The sequence below is a fragment of the Streptomyces sp. RB17 genome (assembly GCF_009604455.1).
In the GTDB taxonomy this organism is placed as follows: Bacteria; Actinomycetota; Actinomycetes; order Streptomycetales; family Streptomycetaceae; genus Streptomyces.
In genome coordinates, this window is record NZ_WEGL01000024.1 from 1 (window position 1) to 15,445 (window position 15,445).

Here is a 15,445-nt window from a genome sequence, read left to right on the forward strand (position 1 = left end):
GGTCTGTACGGGCTTGGCGTATCGCCGCATCAGCGGCGGCGAGGGTCCGCTTGTCCTTCGGCATCATCTGCCACCAGGCGTGCAAACAGTTCCACATCGTGCGGGCCGCGTGCGCCTGGTCGTCCATGACCCGGACCTCGGCAGGGCTGAGTGCCAGTCGGGCACGGTGCCCGAACTGCCGCTTCACCACACCGAGTTCACTCACAGTGATCACTGTACTGCACGTGGTTCATGTCGCCACGCTGGAATCCGCATCCCGGTGTCAGAACCGGCCGCCACGTCGTCCACAACCTTCACGTCCACCTGGCGTTTGTCACCAAGTACCGGCGGAAGGCGTTCACCGACGAGATGCTGACGCGCCACGAAAAGACCACGCGGGAGGTCTGCGCGGACTTCGAGGCCGACCTGAAGCAGTTCAACGGCGACGCGGATCACCTGAGCGTCAGTCAGAGCACGAGTCAGACCTCCGGGCGATGCCACGATCAATTCTCACTGTCAGAGCAGTTCTGAGATGGCCTTCACCCCCAGCGTAACCGCCGGAGCACTGGCCAAGATCAAAGGTAGAGGAACGGCGGCTTCGCCGACGCGTTTGCGACCTCTTGGGCGGCCGGCTCGAGGATGGGCTTGGTCATGGTCGTCGCCTGCCTTCGTGTGCAGATCACACCCTCGCCCTACAAGCCCCCCGACCGGGCGGGCGCCTCACCACTCCAGCCTGACCCCCGCCCCGGGAACCCGCACGCCGCATCCAGCGCCATCGCCTGCCGGGCAGGGAGTCACGCCGTGGACCGCGCATCTTCCCGGTTGTGCGCTCACGCGTTGTCAGGCCTGGGCAGCTGGCGTAGCGCGGTGCGTCCGATCTGTAGGAGGGTCGCGGTGTCCATATGGGTCTTCGCGAGGAACTCGATGCCCTGCAGCGCGGCGAGCAGCAGTCGGCCCAGCTCCTGTGCGTCTGCGCCCGTCTCCAGGGCACCCGCTTGCTGTGCCTCCTGCACGCAGTCGACGAGAAGGTCCTCGACACGCTGGTACGTCGCCCGGGCCAGGGCGGCCACGTCGGGATCCTGCCCACGCAGCTCCGAGGTGCTGTTGACCATGAAACAGCCTCGGCGCTGTGTGTCTTGGCCGTAGTTGTGCGCGACGTCCTCGAACAGGCGCGCCAGGCGCTCCAGGGCGGTGCCGGGCCCGGCGAGTATCTGCCGGATGTGACTGATCTGCTCGGTGCAGTAGTTGTTCAGGAGGTTCAGGAAGAGCTGGCGCTTGTCGCCGAACGCGCCGTACAGGCTTCCCTTGCCAAGACCGGTGGCGGCGACCAGATCGCCCAGCGTCGTGGCGGCGTAGCCACGGTTCCAGAATTGCTCACGTGCCGAATTCAGCACGTTGCTTTCGTCGAAGCTCCGTGGACGCGCCATCCACGCAGCCTACCCGTTCTTGACTCATCGTTCCATATCGTCTGCCGTCCTGCGGGGCTGCTGCCCAAGGCCGCTCCGGCCTCGGCATCGTGCGGCAGCCCGGTCCCTGGATCACTCCGGGGATCACGGGCGCGCCGCCGACGGGGCACCTCATCAGTCCGTATGCCCTGCCGACGCCAGCCCTGCTGTCCCGTTGACGCGCAGGGGGGCGGACTGGCCCATGGGGCGAGGCACGGAACTGCCTGCTCGCACTCGCTGCAGCCCGCGGCGTCCCGGTCCGGTGGTCATGCCGCGGGGCTCGGGTGCAGTGGGGTGGTGTTCGGTTCGTGGCCGTGCGGGGCCGGCTTCTGCAGGATCGGGAATCTTTGCACGCGTGCGCGCGTGCGCGCCTGCGCGCGAGCGGTGGCGTGGTTGGGGGTGGTGGTGTGCCGCCGCTGTGTGAGGCTGTCGCCCGCTCTTCGTCCCGCACTTGCTTTCACCTATCGAATATCGATAGGTTTCCATCGTAGGTCGATGGAAGGGTGGGTTATGGGAAAGCTGACAGTGGGTACGCTGCGCGCCGTGCTCGTGGTGATGCTCGCCGGCACCGTGTTCGTACAGGCCGGGATGGTGTGGGCGTTGGTCAGCGGGAGCGATCCGGAGGACGGGTCGCTCCCGCTGACCCCGCTGCGCGTGATCACGATCCTGGGCATGGTGTCGGTCCAGGTCGCCGTGGTCTGCGTGTGGCGGCTGGTGTCGATGGTGCGACGCGGAACCGTGTTCTCCCACGCAGCCTTCCGGTACGTGGACATCGTGATCGGCGCGATCGTCGCGGCTGCCCTCGTATGGTTCGCGATCACGGCGCTCAATGCGCCGGGCCAGCGGGACGACCCGGGCGTCACCCTCATCATGGGCGGGGTCGGCGTGGCCATCCTGGGGGTCGCGCTCATCGTGCTCGTGCTGCGGATGCTGCTCGCCCAGGCCGTCGCGCGCGATGTCGAAGCCGCACGGATGCAGGCCGAGCTGGACGAGGTGATCTGATGCCGATCGCCGTCGACATCGACGTGATGCTGGCCAGGCGGAAGATGTCCGTGGGCGAACTCGCCGACCGCATAGGGATCACGCCCGCCAACCTGGCGGTCCTGAAGAACGGCCGTGCCAGGGCGGTGCGCTTCGCGACGCTCGCCGCGCTCTGCGAGGTGCTCGAGTGCCAGCCGGGCGACCTGCTGCGCTGGGAGGCCGAGGACACCGCGGGCGCATGAGTCGGCCGCGGTCGAGTCTGCTGCGAGCGGGGTCGGACATCATGTGCTGCCCTGTTCGCCCGGCATCGCCGGCCCCCTGTGAAGCCCCGCCGGTGGGATGCGTTCTGCCCGTGCGGCCGCGCCGGGGGGTGCGCCCCCCCCGCTGCCGGGGCCCGCTCGGAGCCGTCCCGGTGCCCGCGCCCGGGCACCCGGGCCCCTCCCGGGCTCGGCCCCTCGGCCGCGCACGAAGCCCCCGGCAGGGTGTTGCGATGCTTATGTCATTCGGCTGTGGGCGGGGGCGGCCGTCCCTTGAACGGGTGACGCAGAGCGTGCACAGGCCTGGGAGGTGGCAAGTCCCTCTTGCCCGTCCTCACGTCCCGTCCCGTGTCTTCTCCTCACCGAGAGGGAATCACCGTGCAGTCTGTCCGCCGCATCGTGACCGTTGCCGTAGCAAGCGTGCTGCTTTCCCTCGCAGCGACCGTCCCCGCCATGGCTGCCCGGGCACCGGACCCCGACGACATCACCGACGGTCTGCTCGAACGACCCGTCAGCACTCTCGTGGGCACTCCCCTCGGCCTCCCCATCGGCATCTGACACGCCGGCCGGCAGGGGCCTGGAACGCCCGTCCGCTGCCGATACCTGCTCATCAGCCCCGTCACCAGGTGCGACGGGGCTTCGCCGTGGCCGGTCCATGGCCGGCCCGACCGGGGGAGCCGGTGTCGTACGGGGTCGGGGGCGGCCGCCGCACCGTGGTGCCCGGCCTGCTGCGTCCCGGTCCCGGACGGGGCGGTCTGCTACGGGCCGGCGCCTGGCGTCTCGGGTGCTGCCGGGGGGAAAGGGGGCGGCTTTGGCGCCGTATGAAGCTCCGGCAGGAGCCAGCTCGCCTCCAGCCGGGCGTCCGGAGTCAGAAAGACGACCGAGGGCGGGTTCCCCCCTGGGCCGTGCCTTCACCGGTGGCCGGTGCTCCGGACGGACTTCACGGTGCCCATGACGATGGCCGACATCGCGGGGGCCGCGCCGGTGCCGGATGCCGCATACGCTTCGGAAACGGGCGCCTGCAACTGGCCAGCTCACCTCCGTCGCCGCCGGCACATCAGGTACATCAGGGGCTTCGTCCTATGGACCCGGGTGGCCGATGGGATCGAGCACCCGGATCCACCCTTTGTCGTCAGGGGTTGCGATCATTTCTGCTGACACTCAGTGGCCCCAGCCTCCACCGTTGTGGCCCCAGCCTCCACCGTTGTGGCCCCAGCCTCCACCGTTGTGGCCCCAGCCCCCACCGTTGTGGCCCCAGCCCCCACCGTTGTGGCCCCAGCCCCAGCCGTTGCCGTGGTGGTGTCCTCCACCCCAGCCCCAGCCCCAGCCGTTGCCGTGGTGGTGTCCTCCACCCCAGCCCCAGCCCCAGCCCCAGCCGTTGTCGTAGTGGAACGAGACGACGTGCTCGGGCGCGGCGGTGGCGGCTGCGTGGGCGGCTCCGGCTCCGGCGGCGATGGCCAGGAGCGGTGCCGACACAACCGCGATGGCCACTTTCTTGATACGTGTGTGCGCGCGCATGGTGAACCCCCTCTCTGAGGGTGTGCTTGATTTTCTGGCGGCCTCGACGGGCGGTTCCGCGCGCTGCAGAGCCTGCGTGTAGCGGCTCTGTGCGTTGCTCGCCGCCCGCGAAGCGCGTTCAGGCGACGGACCATCACCTCCGATATCGGCCGTGAACGTTTGCGAAATCTCTCGGTTGATGTTGTCGGAGAAGGTTTTGCTTGCGTGAATTGATACGGAAATGATGTCCAGCGGGATTGCTCCGCCGTCGAACTCACGATGCGACGCTTTCTGATTCCGTCGAGCAGTCTGCGGCGCGGAGGGGGGCGAGCGGGGTCCTGGGCCCGGAGGGGTCCTCACTCCCACCGCCATCGATGGGGAAGCTGGTGCCGTTGCCGACGGTGACCAGGAGTGTGGCGGCGGTCCACCGACTCCCGTGTCGGACTCGACCTGCAGCCGGCGGCGCCCGAGCGGCGAGCTGGTGTTCAGCCGCCACCGGGCCGTGCGGCACGTCCGCGTGATCCCGCCGGCGTTCTTGAGCTCGCCCGTGTCGTCGAGGCCGGGGACGGTGCCACCTTCGTGCAGGCGGACCTGGCCGAGGTCGGCGTAGCTGGGGGAGTGCAGCACGCCGTCACGGATCTGCCCGCCGTACAGCTCACTGGTTTCGGCCTCGGCGAGCAGGGGCTCGGCGAGGCCGGCCAGGTGCGCCTGCACGCCGCTGCCGGGGTACCGGCCGGGACGACGGGACGGGGCGGGGCAAAGAAGGTGCCCGGCCGCAAGCGGGGACTTGCCGTGGACGTGCTGGGCCTGGTGATCCCTGTGGTCGTGCTGGCCGCGTCCGTCCACGACAACGCGTTCGGCACCGCCCTGCTCGACAAGGTCGCCGCCAGTGCTGCTGGCACCGTTTCGTCTTGGCGATCACCGCTACGGACAGCTCCGGGATCAACGCGGCCTACTCCGACGTCTGGAGCAGGGCCACCGCCAGCGGCTTCGGTTACCACGACAATCTGGGCTGCAAGGCCGTCAACGCCACCACCGCCACCTGCTCGATGAGGTACGTCATGGACCCGGGCTATTACGGGAGGGGGCTGGAGAACGTGCAGGCGGGGGCCTGGCAGACGTACTTGGAGGTCAGCTCCAAGGACCACGACGTCGCGACGCGGAACAACCAGGGCCAGTTCTTCGTCAAGCGGTACGCCAAGCTCACGACCGACGCCTCGCCCGAACCGGTGCGTAGGGGCGCGAGACCCTGACCGTGACGGGCAAACTCAGTCAGGCCGACTGGGACGACAACGTGTATCACGGCTACTCCACCCAATCGGTGAAGCTGCAGTTCCGCAAGGTGGGTGCCAGCACCTACACCACGGTCAAGACCGTCACCACAAGCAGCACCGGCACCTTGAGGACCACCGTTACCGCTGCCTCAGACGGCTACTGGCGCCATGCCTTCGCGGGCACCACCACGACAGCGTCTGCCAACGCAGCCGGCGACTACGTCGACACCAAGTAGTCAGCGTCCACACCTGGATTGCTCGCTCGGGCTGCTCCGCGGAGAAGCCCAGCGCGTCAGCGCCGGTCGGCGAGCGTGGTGAGCGCGGTGGCGGTGCCTCCCTTGGAGCAGCCGAACGCGCCGATGCGTTGCGGGTCGAGGGCGCCGAGCAGGCCTTGGGGCAGCGCCTTGCCGTCGACGTCGGGGTTGCGGCCGACGGCGAGTCCCTCCACGCAGTCGAGCAGGAACCGCAGGTCCGCGGCGAAGTCCCTCGGATACATCGGGACGTCGTCCGGGGTGACCACCCGGCCGTCGGGGAACTCGGTGAACGTGTCGTGGGCGTGGTCGACGGTGACCACGGCGAAGCCATGGCTGGCGAGTTCTTGGACCATGATGGTGTGGTCGCTGCGGTGGCTGCCCGAGCCGTGCGAGTACACGATGATGGGCAGGCGACGGCCTGTATGGTGCACGGGTGCGTCCACGTGCCCGGCGGTGAGCGGGCCGAGGCGGGATCGAGGGGGAAGCCGACGTCCGCCAGGAACGCCCGTAACGCACCCTGGGTCATCCAGGGGGGCGCGCGGCAGGCCCTCCCCCTGAGGGCGGGGTACCAGACGCTGGCCATCAACTCGCGGTGATGCCCCGGTCCGGCCACGGGATCCGGGCGTGAGGTGTCGACGAGGTGGAGCGGCACCATGCCGACGAGGTGTGGCCCTGTGGGTGCGGGCAGGGTGAGCCGTACCGGGCCGGGCGCGGTCGGAGCCGCCCACGCCTGGCGCGCTGAGCTGATCGGTACGACGGCCCCGACCCCTGCGGCCAGCGCGGCTGTGAGCATGCGGCGGCGCGTCACGTCCGTGTTGGTGACCGGTGTGGTGGTCACGAGTCCTCCCCAGGTTTCTTGGACGGTGTTCGGTGCTGTACGGGTTCGCCGGACGCCGGCGGAGCCGCTCGCAGCGCACCGCTGTGTGCCGGAGTCCAGATCAGGACTCCGGGGCCGGCCTGCCTTGTTCGATCTGGTGGATGAGGCGCTTGAGGTGAGCGACCTCCTCGCGCAGGGCACACTCGCCTGCGGGAGTGAGGGAGAGCCAGGTGCGGGCACGCTTGCCCTCGTAGCCCTTCTCGATGTCGACCAGTCCGGCCTTCTCCAGGACGGTGAGATGTTGGCTGAGGTTTCCGGCGGTGAGGCCGAGTGCCGTGCGCAGGAAGCCGAACTCGACCCGGCGCGCCTGGTGGGCGACGGTGAGGATGCCGAGGCGGACGCGCTGGTGGACCACGTCGTCCAGACCGGTGATGGGGTGCTGTTCGGGTTGATCGGTGATGACGCGTTGCGCCTGCGGGGCAGCTCGGCCAGGCCAAAGCCGAGGGCCCCGAGCAGGAGGAGCATGCCGGGGACGGCGTAGCGGGGCAGGAAAAGCCAGGGCGAGGTGAAGGGGATCCCCGACCAACCGGTGGACGACGGCACCAATTCGATGGCCAGATACACCGCGGTGAGCAGCAGTAGGACGCGGCTGCGTTCCACCCAGGGCAGCACCAGCAGCGGCAGCCCGCCGGCCGTGGCGTTCCCCATGAGTCGCTCGAGGAGCCTCGTCATCTCGGAGCTGGGGTCGAGGTGCAGGCCCCAGAAGTCGAGTGGTTCACCGGGCTGCGGGATCCCATGGCGGGTGCTCCAGAAGGAGCTAATGGCCACCACACCGAGCAGAGCGATGCCGGTGAGGATGTAGGGCCGGACCGGGGTGCCGACGCCGCGGTTGCGGGAGCGGCGGATGTAGAAGAACGCCGTCGCCACGTAGGCGAAAGCGATCGCGATCGGCCGGTACAGCGGCGAGCCCTGCTTGACGAGGGTGCAGCGCGTGCCTAGGGCGGGGTCGGTCGCCGGACAGGAAACGGTCAGGACCTGGAACGTGAAGCGGCCGACCAGGATTCCGCCCAACCTGAGCACGCCGAGCAGCAGGAGAGGAAACCAGGTGCCGCGCTGAGCAGATCGGACCTTGCGGGTCAATTCACCCAGACCGGCCAGGATTTCGTGAGGAGTGCCCTGCGAGGGCGCCGAAGCGTCTGTCACACAGTCGCCTTTGCACCACAAACCAGTTATGGCAAGGAACTCTTGTGTAGCGCTTCGATCGGTGGTGCTAATCGTGAGCCCATGGGCACAGGTCACAGCCGGTCCGAGAAGGCGATGCCGATCGTGGCAGCCCACCTCGCAGAGACGAGCACGCGGCTGGCCGGGTCCGCGCCTCACATGCGGGACAGCCATTGGGAACGGTCCATCAGGCACCTGGCCGAAGCACTGCAAGACGAGGGCGCTCGACCTGTCATGCCACAGGCGTCGGGGCGTTGGCGCGCCAGATCCCTGGAGCAGTCACCCGGCCCTCCGGGCTGTGGGGCGAGTTTCCAACTGCGTGACAACGCCCGCGCACGGCCGCGGACGACCACGGACGCCCATGGACGGTCACGCGCAGGTGAGCAGCGGCCTGGTCCGAGGCATCGCGCCCGCCCAAGTCGCTTCGGGGCGAAGAGGTCGTGCCAGACACGTGCCAGATCGTACGGGGAACCGCGGGGAGCACCGGGAAATCAACGGACCGTCCACCAGACGTCGAGACGCCCGTTCCGTAAGCCAGATGCACAGCAAGCCCGGGATCACATCAGCTTCCCAAGCTCAGAGCTTCAGCGGGATGACCGGTGCGGCTGTCGCTCCTCGTCGTTCAAAGCATTGCTGAACTCCCGCAGGCGGCCCTCGGGCGGAGCGAAGGCATTGCGAGGCTTTCGGTACGAGTGCCCGCCGTCGTTGATCCAGACGCCGTCTGCCAACCGCCAGTGGGCAGGCTCCCATTGGCCCTGGTTCTCCAAGAGCATCCCGGCCACGTCGGCGGGCTCTTCGATCAAGGTGAGAGCGGCAAGCGAGGCAGCGAGGGGAACCGCCGCGTCGTCGGGGAGCCGGGCATCGCCGAGTGTCGGGAAGAGCAGTAGGAGGCGAGCGTCGGTATCACCAACGCCCTCGGTTGCCGGCTGCCGAGCAGTGGACAGCAGTTCCGGCCAGGCCGTGCCAGGCCCCACGAAGTGGCCGTCGTCCACTGCGAGGGTCTCGGCGGCGGGCCAAGCCGGGTGATGTATCAGGTAGTCCACCCCTCGGTCGCCGTCGAGGTTGCGGTAGACGACGTAGATGGTGTGGCCGGAGCGCAGGGGCACGCTGAACACCGGCCACCCATGGTCTGCGGAGAGGGCGCGGTACAGCTCCATGGCCGCGTCCCAGTCGGCACCGAACGCAGCTCGTTGCGCGTCCACACCGCGCAAACAGGTACCGAGGTGCACCGGCCAGAACAAGGGGTCGTCCAGATAGGCGCTCCCCGCGACCAGAGGGCCGCCTTCGTATCCCGGGATCTGCAGCACCCGACGATCATGGCACGAGATGCGGACACCGCATTCGAAAGGACGCGCATGCGGCACCGCACCATACGTGCACCAGAACAAGCGGGGAACAACGGGGAATCACGGTGAAAGCAACCGAGCCCGACGAGGCTGCATCACAGCCGTTCGCCCAAATCAGCCCCCAACCGGTCATAAATGCTCGCAGCTTCCCAAGCTGATGGCGCTCTTCCCTGGGCTGCACCGTCATCGGACTCATGTCCGAGGTCGCGTGGCCTCTGGAGTCCCGGCCACCTGAGGAAGTTCGTAAGTCTTGGCCCAAGACCGTGGCAGCTCTCCCCGCCGGCACCCACGTCACGGGGCGCGTCATCGGGCGACAGAGGTTCGGTGTCTTCGTCCCGATCGAGGGCCACGCCAACGCTGCCGGACTCGCCGAGGTCGGAGGGAACATGCCCCACCACATGGAGTTGCCTCGGCTGGGAGCTGAAGTCGGCGGGTGGGTCGTTGACCACGCAGACCACAATCACCAGGTCAAGATCAGACTTGATGAGTGGACGGGTGGTCCGGCGGGTTGCTAGGTGAGTGTCCAAATGCGTGACAACGCCGACGCACACGGGCGGTCGAGCACGGACGCCAGCGAACCAGCAGCGCAGGTGACGAGCACACCAGCCCAAGGCACATCCCCCACCCAAGTTGCTTCGGGACGAAGGGGTCGTGCCGCCAACTCCCGGTGACCCCGGCCGAGGCGGGCGATGTCAGAGCCCGATGAGAATGTCTCCATCATGGAGACACCCAGTGCCCCGGACAGCGGGGATGACGAGCACGCCGTAATTGCCCACTTCCGGCTTGCCGCTGACGGTCTCGGCGACGCCGACCAGCGCGAGCAGGTCTACGACGCTGAGGAGGTGATGGCAGCAGCGATCGATGAGGCCGGGGTCGGGGAGTTCGACGGCAACGAGTTCGGCGCGGGCGAGGCCGTTCTCTACGCCTACGGACCAGATGGAGACGCTCTCTTCAAGGTCATGGAGCCGACGCTGCGCGGTCTGCCGTTCCGGCCGGCACACGTCGTCGTCAGGCGGGGCGACAGTGCGTCCCGCATTGACCTATAAGCCCGCGAGACAGCTACGAAGACGGTCACGGTCCGGCGAAGCCTGGGCCGTCCCTGGGCCGTGCGAAGGCACGGTGAACTTCTTCGCCAGCCGCTCCTCCGCCCGGGCCTGGAGCGAGCAGCACCGCGAGGTGTCGGGGCAGGTCGTCGACCAGGTCCGCGCCGAGGAGATCGGGCGGCAGACTTTCGGGCCGCTGCTGGTCAGCACCTGAAAATCGGCTGGTCAGGCCAGGGCGGCTGCGCCTCCGGTCGGGTCCTCGGGCAGCGGCAGAGCGATCGCACCACCGACCGGGCAGGCCGATTACTGAGATTCACGGCGCGATGTCGCGAAGAGATGGACGCTGAACTGCGAGGACTCGTCTTCCTGCGTCGACAGCACGCCAAGATCACCAGTAGCTCTTCCGTGACCGGAGAGCCGTAATTAGGGTGTCGCGATGCCTACGGATCACTTCACTTGGTCGTCGATCGCCGCCGAGGGCTTCCCCTTTCCCGAAGGCGTTCCTGCATCCCGGCTCGGCGATGAGCTGTCAGCCATGCTGGTCTCCCCTGACCCCAAGGTCCGCGATGATCAGGCGTACACCGCCGCCGCGCGCTGGATAGGTGAAGGCCATCTCGATGAGGTCCTGGAGAACCTCGGAGACACGGCCGTGAATCGCTTCACGCATCCCGAGATCCAAGCGCGGACGTTCGCACCGCTCGTCCTGCGATGCGTGCTGGCGCGTGCAGTGGCCGCACCCGGCACCGTGCCGAAGGCCGCCGGTGAGCGTTGGTATGCCCCCTTCACCACCTGGTATCTGACTGAGAGCGACACCCGTGGCTGGGACGACTCGCTGGGCTGGCTACACGCCGTCGCCCATGGCGCCGACGCGGCCGCGGCGTTCGCGCAGGCGTTGCCGGGTCGCCGCGCGGAGCTGCTGGAGCTGTGTGCCCGCCGGATGACGGCTGTGGCCGACTACCGGTATGTCCAGCTGGAGGATGCCCGTCTGGCCCGTGCGATCGGCCGCATCCTGCTCGTGCCCGGTCTGTCGGCTGAGCAGGCCACGGGCTGGCTGAGCGTGGTTGCCAAAGCGCTGGAGAGCGGCGGTTACGGCCCGGTGCCGCCGTGGGCGTTCAACACGTTTGCGACCCTGCAGTCGCTGCATCTGCATCTGACCCGCGGCCTTGCCGAGGGGGGCGTACCTTCCCACGCTGCCGTCGTTGCCGCGGAAGTGGCCGCCATCCTCCGCCTGCCTTATCACTGGCTCGCGTGACAGGGACCGCAAACTTGTTGGGGCTCCCGGTGATCTCGGCATGCTGGCGCCGGAGGGAGACAAGTCCTCCCAGTTCGGGTCCATCTCGTGCGACATCACGACGCGAATTTCAAGAGAGGACCCGAGCCTGCTGGTGCTCGGCACGCAGAGTGTGCACGCGGCCGTGAACGTGCTGACCGCCACGACCGGGTGGGAAGCGGCCAGGAAAGTGCCCGGCCGCAAGGGGAGACTCGCGGTCGGGCCACCGCGAGGACGTAGCCGGTGCCGCGTTCCTCCAGGGTGGTGCGCAGTTTCGGGTTGCCGCCGTAGACCTCGTCGCCGGCCACCCACAGGGCGTGGTGGCCGGCGTCCAGGAACCGGGCGATCACGGGGGCGGCCAGTTCGGGCTTGGCCGCGAACGCGGTGTCCGGGTCCAATCCAGCCGCACGGCAGCGATCGGGCTGGTCGGTCCAGGAGCGCGGGATGTACAGCTCGCGGTCCACAGCGGCATGACGGCGCTGACCTGCGTAAACCAGGTAATCGGCGACCTGGGAGTTCTCGATCCTGCCCGCGGTGCCGGTGTACTGGCGTTGGACGCCGACGGTGCAGGCGCCCTTGTTCACGTCGCCGGTCTCATCGACCACGAGCACCGCGGCCTCGTCGTGCAAGTGCTCGACCACGTAGCCGCACAGGTCATCGCGGACGACGTCGGCGTGCCGCTTGGCCCGGTTCAGCAGCTGCTGCATCCCGTCCGGAGTCGCCTCCCCGGCCCACTCGGCGATGGTCCAGCAGTTCCTTCGGGGCAGGTCCGAAAGCAGCCCGAGCACCAACCGCCGTATCCGGCGGCGGGGTTCGAGCCGGGCGAACCGGCCTGAGAGCCGGCCCATCAGGCCCTCGAATGCCTCCTGCCACCGGGCAGGGTCTACGCTGTGCCCTGCGGCCACCGTGTGATCTTGAGTCTTCACACACCGATGATCGGCGGTGGCTTCACCCGTCTTTCTACCGGGTTGGAGTGGGGTGCGAAGTGTCGACATCGCCTGAGTTCCGTGGCTTCAATCTGGTACGGCGGGGCTATGACCGCCATCAGGTCGATCGCTATCTCAAGGCCCTGTCTGAAGCCGACTCGCCGGTCGGCCCGCCGCCGTTCCAGATTGTGGGGCGGGGCTATGACCGTCAACAGGTTGACGCACGCATCAGGGACCTCCTGGCGGACAGAGGCATCAGCGGCTAACTATCCACACCCCACCAGGCAGTGTTGTCTTCACCGTCCAGACCGGCAAGATCGCGACCTACGGCTGGAGTACCAGCTTGGCAGTTGCGGGGCGGATGCCCGAGGCGCTGACTTCGGTTGAGGAAGCCGTGGCGATCAGCCGGCGGCTCGCTACGGGTAATCCCGCCGCCTACGGACCCGAACTCGCTATGTCGCTGTCAATGCTCGCCGGGTGGCGGGCCGAGATGAAAACGGATCTTGCCGGGGCGCTGCAAGCAATTATGGAAGCTGTCACTATCTGCAGGCAATTGGACCAGGCCGTGCCCCATGACATGCCAGCAGACCTGGCAGGTATGGTCCACGGACCAGCTGTGAGCCTTGCCGAGACATTGGAGGAACTCAGCCGCACGCAGGAGGCAGTTGAGTTACGCCGTGGCCTCGGACACTCGATGCCTGCGTCACGAAGGTGTTTGCTTGTTCGAGATGCCGGTGTCGGCGACGTGAGCCCTGTGGGCGGTGCCATCACAGTTGGCATCCTTGTGGCTCGGGGGCAGAAGGTAAGGAGATGGTGTCCGGGGTGTCCGTTGAATCCATAGTTTGGCAACTGATCACGGAATTTCGGCGGAGCGGTTCGCTGAACGAAGGGGAGCGGCTCGTCGATCTGGATGACTCGTCAGCCATCGATGACCTGGAGTCGCCTGCAGTCACTGTGTTCGCGGCTGCTCAAGTGATGATCCGCGCCATCTGGGAGGAGGAGCATGGGGATGTCGACCGTGTCGTGGCGCGTGTCCCTGCTCGTGAGCTGAGCAGAGTGCAGAAGGTGCTGCTCATTCAGGCGTGTCTCGGTGACATTGAAGCGGTACGGAGTGCGCGTGACGAGCATGGTGTCCTGAATATCCGGACCCTCGTCACCTTGCTCTGCTCACTTTTGGACGGCGAAGGGGTGGCCGAGGCGGCGACGTATGAACTCCTGGCGCCTGCTGTGGGGTTCCAGGGCGAAGCGCTGCGAATGGTGCGTTCCGGGGACCGGGGAGGGCCGCGGGATGTGACGGCGACAGCGTCTCAGGTATTGCCCGCCGTTGATCTCGGCGGACTGAGAATCCCCGGGGGAACGGACTTCGTGCTGCACGCCGTGCGCAGTGAAGGCCGTGTATGTGGAGTCACTGTGGTCCGAGGCTCCACGGCTCTCCAACTACAGGCTTTCCATGCAATTCCCGGCCGGAACTGGGATGTGATCCGTGGCGAGCTGCACAGGAAGATGGTTCGAGGCGGTGGGTCCGCGAAAGAGTGGTCTGGCCCCGCTGGTGTGGAGGTCCGGGCGAATGTACCGACGACGCGACCTGATGGATCCACGAAGGTCATGCGGGTGAGATTCCTAGGACACGACGGCCCCGACTGGCTGCTACGCGGAGTTGTCACCGGCGCCGGCGCAGCCCCAGAGAGTGCCGACCAGTGGGCGTACAGGCTCTTCGCATCCACCGTTGTCGTACCGTCGTTCTCACCGAGGGAGAACGGGGTGGCGATCGCGTTGAACATTCCGGACGCCGCCAGCCGGTGAGCGGGCGCTCGTGGGCCGCGATGCGGGACATCGGCCGGCGCCGTCAGGCGGTCAGGGACTCCACGCGGTGCATCACCTCGCGGCAGAACGCGCCTACTCCGTTCGGGGCGTCGGTGAACTGCGAGGGCTTGACGCAGAAGGTGGTGAATCCTTGGGCCATCTGCTCGGGGATGGCCTCGAGGGCCTGTGCCAGGTCGGCGCGGGAGTTGTCGTCGGGTAACACGGCGCGGGTGCTGCCGATCATCTCCAGGTCGGCGATGTCGCGGCCTGCGGCGGCCATCGCGGTCTTCAGCGTCTGCATGTGCTCTTGCTTCACCTTGCCCAGCGGGTTGAAGGCGTGGCCGTACCGGACGATCCTGCGGACGATCGCGTCGTGCGTGCCCGCGCCACCGAAGCACAGTCGGGGGCCGTCCGGGCGGTATGCCTTGGGCTCGAAGTAGACGTCCTGGAAGGTGTAGTACTCGCTCGTTCTCGCGCCTCGGACCTTGCGGTGGCCAGCCACTTCGTCAGTCGCGCGACGCCGGCCCGGCGGATCGCGGACGGAGTCTGGTAACCCGTCAGCGGCTTGAGCGGGCCGGTGTTGGTCACGTCCAGGGCCCGTTCCAGGGCGGGGAACATGCTCAGCGGGGTGCCTCGCAGGCGGTTCACGACGCGGGTGCGGTCCCCGACCAGGTCGGCACGGCGTCCGGTCAGCAGCTTGAGCTCGATGGCCGTTTCGTCGCCGGGGTGGATGGGCCGCAGGTCGCGGCGCATTCTGGCCTGGTCGGCGATCACGTAGGCGTCGCGGGCATCGGTCTTGCCCTCGCCGCGGTAGCCGTCGGAGGCCCGGTTCACCAGGCGGCCGGGGATGTAGAGGACCTGCTGGCCGTGGCTGACCAGCAGTGCCAGTAGCAGCGCGGGTTCCCCGCCGGTCATGTCGACGGCCCAGGTGACCTCACGGCCGTCGGCCAGGCCCAGGACGTCGCCGATCATCTTCAGCAGCTCGGGCTCGGCGTTGGCGATCCGCCGCGAGAACAGCGTCTTGCCGTCGGCGTCCGGCACGAGGCCGTGATGGTGGCCCTTGCCAGTGTCGGTCCCCGCCCATATCCGGCTCATCGTGCCCCTGAGGTGCGTGTTCGTCCTGTTCGTACCACGGACGACCTCGCCGGCATTGCTCTGTACAGCGACTTGTTCGCACTTCCCGATCGGCGGCCGAGTCGTCGTGGGGCGCCGGGCGGCGAAGCGTTCGAAGCCACGAGACGGCAGCTCACTGAGAGCCACACCCGGTTCCCCTGTGCGCCCCCACCCTACGAACGGAGGACCAACCCGATCAGAAAGGTAGAGCTCGCTGAA

Annotated in this window: 14 protein-coding genes and 4 pseudogenes; 10 read left to right on the forward strand and 8 right to left on the reverse strand. The window is 67.9% G+C overall.

Going from position 1 to position 15,445, the window contains the following annotated elements; genetic code table 11:
- Window positions 1–205: pseudogene (locus SRB17_RS43560) on the reverse strand (RNA-guided endonuclease TnpB family protein); the annotation flags it as partial.
- 26 nt (window positions 206–231) lie between these two features.
- Between SRB17_RS43560 and SRB17_RS43565 the strand changes: the two are divergent.
- Window positions 232–510 carry a transposase gene (locus SRB17_RS43565; RefSeq protein ID WP_228396663.1) on the forward strand — a complete coding sequence of 93 codons (279 nt, stop codon included), beginning with the start codon at window positions 232–234 and terminating at the stop codon, window positions 508–510.
- 299 nt (window positions 511–809) lie between these two features.
- Here the strand turns inward: SRB17_RS43565 and SRB17_RS43570 are convergent, their stop codons facing one another.
- On the reverse strand, window positions 810–1,406 hold the full coding sequence (locus tag SRB17_RS43570) for a TetR/AcrR family transcriptional regulator (protein ID WP_153547538.1): 597 nt from the start codon (window positions 1,404–1,406) through the stop codon (window positions 810–812).
- A gap of 528 nt (window positions 1,407–1,934) precedes the next feature.
- On the opposite strand from SRB17_RS43570, the gene SRB17_RS43575 reads away from it, so the two are divergent.
- Together SRB17_RS43575 and SRB17_RS43580 are read left to right on the forward strand one after the other, a co-directional pair.
- Window positions 1,935–2,426, forward strand: a complete 492-nt coding sequence (locus tag SRB17_RS43575; RefSeq protein ID WP_153547540.1) for a DUF2975 domain-containing protein — start codon at window positions 1,935–1,937, stop codon at window positions 2,424–2,426.
- The gene (locus tag SRB17_RS43580; protein WP_153547541.1) at window positions 2,426–2,647 is read left to right on the forward strand and encodes a helix-turn-helix domain-containing protein; all 222 of its coding nucleotides are present in this window, start codon (window positions 2,426–2,428) and stop codon (window positions 2,645–2,647) included. Before SRB17_RS43575 ends, SRB17_RS43580 begins: the two co-directional genes overlap by 1 nt.
- Window positions 2,648–3,823: 1,176 nt before the next feature.
- Here SRB17_RS43580 and SRB17_RS43585 read toward each other — a convergent pair.
- A complete protein-coding gene (locus SRB17_RS43585) occupies window positions 3,824–4,180 on the reverse strand; it encodes a hypothetical protein (RefSeq protein WP_153547543.1) in 357 nt (118 codons plus the stop codon).
- 687 nt (window positions 4,181–4,867) lie between these two features.
- Between SRB17_RS43585 and SRB17_RS47280 the strand changes: the two are divergent.
- The 3 genes and pseudogenes from SRB17_RS47280 to SRB17_RS43600 form a co-directional block, all read left to right on the forward strand.
- Window positions 4,868–5,065: pseudogene (locus tag SRB17_RS47280) on the forward strand (transposase); the annotation flags it as partial.
- Between the two features lie 5 nt (window positions 5,066–5,070).
- The gene (locus SRB17_RS45790; protein ID WP_194294352.1) at window positions 5,071–5,412 is read left to right on the forward strand and encodes a hypothetical protein; all 342 of its coding nucleotides are present in this window, start codon (window positions 5,071–5,073) and stop codon (window positions 5,410–5,412) included.
- A 2-nt stretch (window positions 5,413–5,414) separates the two neighbouring features.
- Complete coding sequence (locus SRB17_RS43600; protein ID WP_153547548.1) at window positions 5,415–5,669, forward strand: hypothetical protein; 255 nt, start codon at window positions 5,415–5,417, stop codon at window positions 5,667–5,669.
- 56 nt (window positions 5,670–5,725) lie between these two features.
- Here the strand turns inward: SRB17_RS43600 and SRB17_RS43605 are convergent, their stop codons facing one another.
- The 3 genes from SRB17_RS43605 to SRB17_RS43615 form a co-directional block, all read right to left on the reverse strand.
- Window positions 5,726–6,130, reverse strand: a complete 405-nt coding sequence (locus SRB17_RS43605) for a hypothetical protein (RefSeq protein ID WP_323377573.1) — start codon at window positions 6,128–6,130, stop codon at window positions 5,726–5,728.
- Window positions 6,131–6,625: 495 nt separating this feature from the next.
- Window positions 6,626–6,919, reverse strand: coding sequence for a transcriptional regulator (locus tag SRB17_RS43610; protein ID WP_323377574.1), 294 nt, complete (start codon window positions 6,917–6,919; stop codon window positions 6,626–6,628).
- Between the two features lie 1,390 nt (window positions 6,920–8,309).
- Window positions 8,310–9,032 carry a hypothetical protein gene (locus SRB17_RS43615; protein ID WP_323377575.1) on the reverse strand — a complete coding sequence of 241 codons (723 nt, stop codon included), beginning with the start codon at window positions 9,030–9,032 and terminating at the stop codon, window positions 8,310–8,312.
- Between the two features lie 758 nt (window positions 9,033–9,790).
- On the opposite strand from SRB17_RS43615, the gene SRB17_RS43620 reads away from it, so the two are divergent.
- From SRB17_RS43620 to SRB17_RS43630, 3 genes are all read left to right on the forward strand, one after another.
- Window positions 9,791–10,117, forward strand: a complete 327-nt coding sequence (locus tag SRB17_RS43620) for a hypothetical protein (RefSeq protein WP_228396664.1) — start codon at window positions 9,791–9,793, stop codon at window positions 10,115–10,117.
- Window positions 10,008–10,328, forward strand: a complete 321-nt coding sequence (gene merB / locus SRB17_RS43625) for an organomercurial lyase (RefSeq protein WP_153547553.1) — start codon at window positions 10,008–10,010, stop codon at window positions 10,326–10,328. Before SRB17_RS43620 ends, merB begins: the two co-directional genes overlap by 110 nt.
- Window positions 10,329–10,550: 222 nt before the next feature.
- Window positions 10,551–11,366, forward strand: a complete 816-nt coding sequence (locus SRB17_RS43630; protein WP_153547555.1) for a DUF2785 domain-containing protein — start codon at window positions 10,551–10,553, stop codon at window positions 11,364–11,366.
- 176 nt (window positions 11,367–11,542) lie between these two features.
- Here SRB17_RS43630 and SRB17_RS43635 read toward each other — a convergent pair.
- Window positions 11,543–12,232, reverse strand: a pseudogene (locus SRB17_RS43635) (IS701 family transposase); the annotation flags it as partial.
- Between the two features lie 900 nt (window positions 12,233–13,132).
- On the opposite strand from SRB17_RS43635, the gene SRB17_RS48360 reads away from it, so the two are divergent.
- Window positions 13,133–14,113, forward strand: a complete 981-nt coding sequence (locus tag SRB17_RS48360; RefSeq protein WP_194294353.1) for a DUF3710 domain-containing protein — start codon at window positions 13,133–13,135, stop codon at window positions 14,111–14,113.
- Window positions 14,114–14,156: 43 nt separating this feature from the next.
- Here SRB17_RS48360 and SRB17_RS48770 read toward each other — a convergent pair.
- Window positions 14,157–15,208 (reverse strand): annotated as a pseudogene (locus tag SRB17_RS48770) (IS110 family transposase).
- Between the last annotated feature and the right edge of the window lie 237 nt (window positions 15,209–15,445).

What these genes read in the sequence shown, in the direction of transcription:
- SRB17_RS43565 (WP_228396663.1), top strand. Translation starts at nt 232, where the DNA reads ATGTCGCCACGCTGGAATCCGCATCCCGGTGTCAGAACCGGCCGCCAC.
- SRB17_RS43570 (WP_153547538.1), bottom strand. Translation starts at nt 1,406, where the DNA reads ATGGCGCGTCCACGGAGCTTCGACGAAAGCAACGTGCTGAATTCGGCA.
- SRB17_RS43575 (WP_153547540.1), top strand. Translation starts at nt 1,935, where the DNA reads ATGGGAAAGCTGACAGTGGGTACGCTGCGCGCCGTGCTCGTGGTGATG.
- SRB17_RS43580 (WP_153547541.1), top strand. Translation starts at nt 2,426, where the DNA reads ATGCCGATCGCCGTCGACATCGACGTGATGCTGGCCAGGCGGAAGATG.
- SRB17_RS43585 (WP_153547543.1), bottom strand. Translation starts at nt 4,180, where the DNA reads ATGCGCGCGCACACACGTATCAAGAAAGTGGCCATCGCGGTTGTGTCG.
- SRB17_RS43620 (WP_228396664.1), top strand. Translation starts at nt 9,791, where the DNA reads ATGGAGACACCCAGTGCCCCGGACAGCGGGGATGACGAGCACGCCGTA.
- merB (WP_153547553.1), top strand. Translation starts at nt 10,008, where the DNA reads ATGGAGACGCTCTCTTCAAGGTCATGGAGCCGACGCTGCGCGGTCTGC.
- SRB17_RS43630 (WP_153547555.1), top strand. Translation starts at nt 10,551, where the DNA reads ATGCCTACGGATCACTTCACTTGGTCGTCGATCGCCGCCGAGGGCTTC.